A 4,969-nucleotide genomic window follows, 5' to 3' on the forward strand; every position below is an offset into this window, starting at 1 on the left:
AGCCTTTCGTTCTGTTCCTCTGGGTGCCGCCCGCGCCCCCCCCTTTTTTCCCCCTGGGTGCCTAGGCCCCCAAAACCGCCGGGCCCGGGGGGGGGTGTCCCACGTGGGACACCCCGACAGGGGCTCGCCCGGCCCACACCGCCTCACCTCACCGGCTCAGGCAGCTTCCCGACCTCCACGTTGTCGCATTGATCGCCCGCACACCCCTGGAGCTTGCCCAGCGCCTTCTCCAGCCCCTTGCGTACCTCCGCGTACTCGGGGTCCTCGTGCTTCGAACTCATCTCGTGCGGGTCGGTCTTGAGGTCGTAGAGCTCCCTGCCGCCCTTGGTGTAGCGCACGTACAGATATCGCTCCGTACGGATGGACTCGTACGCGGCGGAGTAGACCTGCCCGTGCCTGGGCGCTCGCTTCCGGGTCTTTGCGGGTGAAGCCTCGCCGTCCTGGTTCAAATCGCCCTCGGCGGCGCGCCGTCCGGACTCGGCGTCGCCACCCGACACGGGGCCGCCCTCGGGCACGGGCTGGGGCCGCGCGCCCTCCGCCGCCTCGTGCAGGATCGGCCGGCTGGTGCGCCGATGTGGATCGCGCGCGAACGGCAGCAGGGACCGCCCGTCGAGCGTGAGCCCCGGCCTGGCGTCGCCGATGTCGGCGATCGTCGCAGCGAGATCGACATTGCTGCTCATCTCGCGCGACGCAGTGCCGCCCTCGATCCCGGGCCCGCGCAGCATCATCGGCACGTGTCCCGACGCCTCGTGCGGCAGGAACTTCCCCGTGGGAACGCGGTGCTGGCCGAAGAAGAAGCCGTTGTCCGCGGCGAAGAGCAGATACGTGTTGTCGAGCTGCCCCGCCTCACGCAGCGTCGACACGAGCCTCTCGACAGCTTCGTCCACGGCGAGCAGCGACTCCAGTCGCCCCCGGTAGCTCTCGGTGATCTCCCGCGTGCTCTCCTCGTCCAGCTTCGGGTAGTCACGCAGAAACGCAGGCTTGTCGGACATGTCTTCTTCGCCGTACGCGGGCATCTTGGGCAGCGGCTCGTCGGCGAACTCGCCCTTGTGCCGCGGCGCGGGCCGGGGAGCGCCCCCCACCTGCGGCTCATCCGCCACCTTCGCCGCATCATCCTCCGCCGCGTTGCTCGCGCCCTGCTTCTTCCCCGCGTCCTTCTCCTCCTGGCCGAGGAGCTCCCCGTGCGGCGCCAGGAACGCCACGTCCAGGAAGAACGGCTTGCCCTCCGCCGACTTGCGCTTGATGAAGTCAGCTGCCTTGTCGCGGTACACGTCCGTCTGGTACAGCTTCGGATCCTCGACGTCCGGATCCCCGTACGTCTTGAGCTTGCCGTTCTCGTTGAGCCGGTACCCCCACATCCGGTACGTCGTCGGGTCCACCGAGCCACGCCACTCGTCCCAGCCGGGCGGCACATCCTTGGGATCCTTCTTGCCATAGCCGTTCGGATACTTGCCGATGTGCGAAGTCGCATACCCGGCCTTCTGCATCCAGACCGGCAGCGTGTTCTCGTCGTCGAGGTTCGCGTAGCCACCCAGCGGCGACGAGTTGTGCCGCACACCGTTGTTGTGCGCGAACTGGCCGCTGAGGAACGTCGATCGCGAAGGACAGCACAGCGGCATCGACGGGTAGTACCGCTCGAACGTCACGCCCCCGTCCCCGAAGACCTCGCGGGTGCGGTCCATCACGCGCATGGACTCCAGCCACTGATCGTCCGTCATAATCATCACGACGTTGGGCTTCCGCTTCGCCTCCGAGCCCCCGTCATCCCCCATCCCGGCCCATCCGTACCGCTCAGCGCCAAGCCCGCACGCGACCAACGCGAGAACGGCAGCCATCGCCACCCAGATCCGCGCCCAACCCCCTCGACCACGCCGGAAGCCCGCCCTCGCCATCCTGTTCTCCGTTTCCACCCTGTTCTCCGTTTCCATCCCTCCTCGACCTGGCCCGTCTCCACCTGCTCCCGCTTCTCCCTCCCGCGCTCCGACCGGTGGGCCGGCTCGCACACGGCAGGCCACGGCCGTGTAGTTGAGCAGCACCTACGTGTCGGACCTGCAGGTGGTTCACCGAGAGTGCAGGATCGCCGCTGTGGAGGCAGGAACCTGTCACCGCACGCCGGATCCGGCGCTGAACGGACCCGCTACCGGCCTACATGTGCGCATTTGTCGGCTTCACCGGGAGGCGGTCCTGTTCGCGCTGCAGAGACGTGAAGTCGTCGAAGACGGTGTAGTTGTGCGGGAGTTCGCCACCCTCGTCGTACTGAACGGTGAGGGGGACGTACAGGCTGTTCAGCATCCAGGGCTTCTTGTCCTTGTCGATATCCGTCACCATCGCCTGCCCCTGCACCACGCCGTACGTGGCTACGGCCAGCTGGTTCGTCTCCCGGTACTTCCGCACCTCATCCCGGATGAAGTGCTTGCGACTCTCGAACCACGGGCTCATCCGCAGGAAATCGTTCCACTGCTGCTGTGTGAAGCGCTGCTCCTTGGCGAGCTTGAGAAGCTGCCACACCTTCGTCTCCCGGGTGATGGTGTCCAGTTCGTCCTCGTGGGCGTCGACGAAGTCCGCGGGAATGTTCTGGGTCATCTGGTTCGCATAGTGGTTCACCAGCGAGAACTCGGTGACAAGGAACTTCTTGTCGTCGTCGAGCCAATGACGTACGTAGTCGAGGTATTTCTGGGCGGCCTGGGCCGACGTCACGTGCGGATGGATGTCCAGACCCTCGAGCTGTGGAGTGTCGTTGACGAACTCGATCCATTCCCTGGTCGCGGCCGAGATCATTTCGGGATCGTCTAGGTGGTTGAGGGCTCCCATGTAGAGATGCGTCCGGCAGCCGTCAGGGAATTGCTTCTCCCGATAGGCGATGACGTGTTTGGCCACCTCCTGGTAGAAGGGGTTCAGCTTCGTCAGCCTCTCCTCCTTGTGGGTTTCGAGGAAGGGCTCGTTGCCGACGGTGAGGATGTCCACCTTGTCCAGTACGGCCTCCAACACCTTGTCCACCGCCGCCAGTTCGGCCTTCATCTCCTCCCCCGTCGGGGATGGGACCGTCTGCTTTTTCTTGCTGAACTGGAATTTCAGCGCCAGGATCGTGCCGAACCCCTGTCCGTGCAACTCAAGGAGCTTGCGGATCGCCCGCTGCTCCAACGGGTTCGTGCCGTCCTTGATGGTTTTCATCAGCACGAAGCCGCGCACCCAGGTGGCGCCGAGGGCGTCCAGCGCGGCCTTGTCCACTCGGGTCGGGTCCTCATTGAAATTTGCCCCCAATACACCGCTCGGGCCGGCGACGGCGGCGCGGTTCCGCAGGGCATCCTCAGCCTTGGCCCTATTCGCCAAGTCCACCTGGCTGTCTTGGCTTTCCTTCGTACAGCCGACAGCCAGGAAGGCCCCGGCCGAAACCCCCAGCAGCCATCGGCGCGAGACCGGGTTCCCTCCCCGGGCGGGCCGGGCCCCGGTGTCCTGGTTGATCTCCATGGCACAACTCCCTCTCGTGACGAGCGGATCCGATGGTCATCGGATCCGGAGCAGCCGTCGGCGGCGCGCGGACGCCGGTGCGCGTCGCACCGGGTGGTGAGCTCGCGGAAGGAGGCGGCCTCGGCCTCAGCGTGTGCGGCCGGCCGACATACCCCGTGCAGAAGGCGCCCCCTGAAGAACACCCCGCGCTGCCCGCGGACTTGAGGATCCCGTCCGCGTCGGCGTCGCCGCTCGCGTGCGACGCGACCAGCGCCTGACGCCCAGCTACGCAGACCGCAGGTCGGGGGTCGGACGCCGACCGCCCCGCGATGCCGCTTTCTGTGTCTGTGCAGCGTCGCGTCTGCCGGCCGGCCCCTGACCCGGCCGGAGCGCGCACTGCGTTCTGACGACTCGCATGCGGACAGCATGTCAAGGCACGACGATTTTTGACAACACTCCCCACATAATTCCAGCCCCACTCCGGCCGTTGGCTCATGCAAGGATTTCGTAGTCGGCGAACGCCCTCGCTGGGCCGGCCAGGGCTCCGCAGGCTGGCACATTGAGGTTCCGACTTGTATGGCGGTAGCGGAACGTGGTTCGGGTTGGCCGCTCGTAGCGTTTCCGTAGGGCGTCGGCTCGGATGGCTCGTGAGGTTCCTGCCGCCCGTGTTGGCTGGCTCACCGGGGGTGTGCCGCCGGTCCGGCGTCCGTCTGCGGCCTGACTCAACAGAGGCGTGTCCCGGCCCGTTTGGTTCCGGAAGTCGGAGTGTCGGCCGTGGAAGTCCCTGTCGTCCGCCGACCGTTGGGAGCGCAGTGCCGTGATACTGCTCGGTGTCGATCCGCACAAGTCCACCCACACCGCTACCGCCGTGGCCCCCGAGACTCAGCAGCGGCTGGCCTCGGTGACGGTCGGAGCGAGCCTGCCGGAGTACCGGCGTCTGATGCGCTGGGCCAGGCGGTGGCCGGAGCACAAATGGGCGGTGGAGAACGCCAACGGGCTGGGGCGACACCTGCCCCAGTGGCTCAGCGCCCGGGGCGAGCGGGTCATCGACATCCCCGCCTCGGCGACCAGCCGGGTGCGTGAACTCTCGCGCGGCGGCGGGCGCAAGAACGACCAGATTGACGCGGCCGCCGCCGCGACCGCGGCCTGCCTGCACGGTGACGGACGGGAAGTCGGGGCCGACGACCACTCCACCGCGCTGGCCCTGCTCGACGAGCGGCGGGTGAACCTCACCCAGGCGCGGGTCCGCACTGTCAACCAACTGCACGCCCTGCTGCGGGACTTGCTCCCCGGTGGCGCCCCGGACCAGATGTCCGCCGACCAGGCAGCCGCCCTGCTGCGAACCGTTCGGCCCGTCGGCGCCGTGGAGAAAGTCCGCAAAGGCCTCGCCCGCGACCTGGTGGCCGAGGTCCGTACGCTGGACAAACAACTTGCGGCCAACGCCACGCGACTCCAGGCGCTCGTGGCCGCCGCGGACAGCACGCTCATGGACACCCCGGGCATCGGCCCGGTGCTGGCCGCA

The 4,969-nt window shown here is 67.4% G+C and carries 3 protein-coding genes; 1 reads left to right on the forward strand and 2 read right to left on the reverse strand.

Features of this window, described 5'->3' with window-relative positions; all coding sequences use genetic code 11:
- Positions 1 to 143: 143 nt before the first annotated feature.
- Together AB0I18_RS51595 and AB0I18_RS51600 are read right to left on the reverse strand one after the other, a co-directional pair.
- A complete protein-coding gene (locus AB0I18_RS51595; RefSeq protein WP_363112815.1) occupies positions 144 to 1,928 on the reverse strand; it encodes a sulfatase in 1,785 nt (594 codons plus the stop codon).
- A gap of 217 nt (positions 1,929 to 2,145) precedes the next feature.
- Positions 2,146 to 3,468 (reverse strand): hypothetical protein, encoded by a 1,323-nt coding sequence (locus AB0I18_RS51600; RefSeq protein WP_363112816.1) that lies wholly within the window; start codon positions 3,466 to 3,468, stop codon positions 2,146 to 2,148.
- Between the two features lie 796 nt (positions 3,469 to 4,264).
- Between AB0I18_RS51600 and AB0I18_RS51605 the strand changes: the two genes are divergently transcribed.
- A partial coding sequence (locus AB0I18_RS51605; RefSeq protein WP_363112817.1) for a transposase occupies positions 4,265 to 4,969 on the forward strand: 705 nt, incomplete at its 3' end.

Source organism: Streptomyces sp. NPDC050704 (assembly GCF_040654355.1).
Classification (GTDB): Bacteria; Actinomycetota; Actinomycetes; order Streptomycetales; family Streptomycetaceae; genus Streptomyces.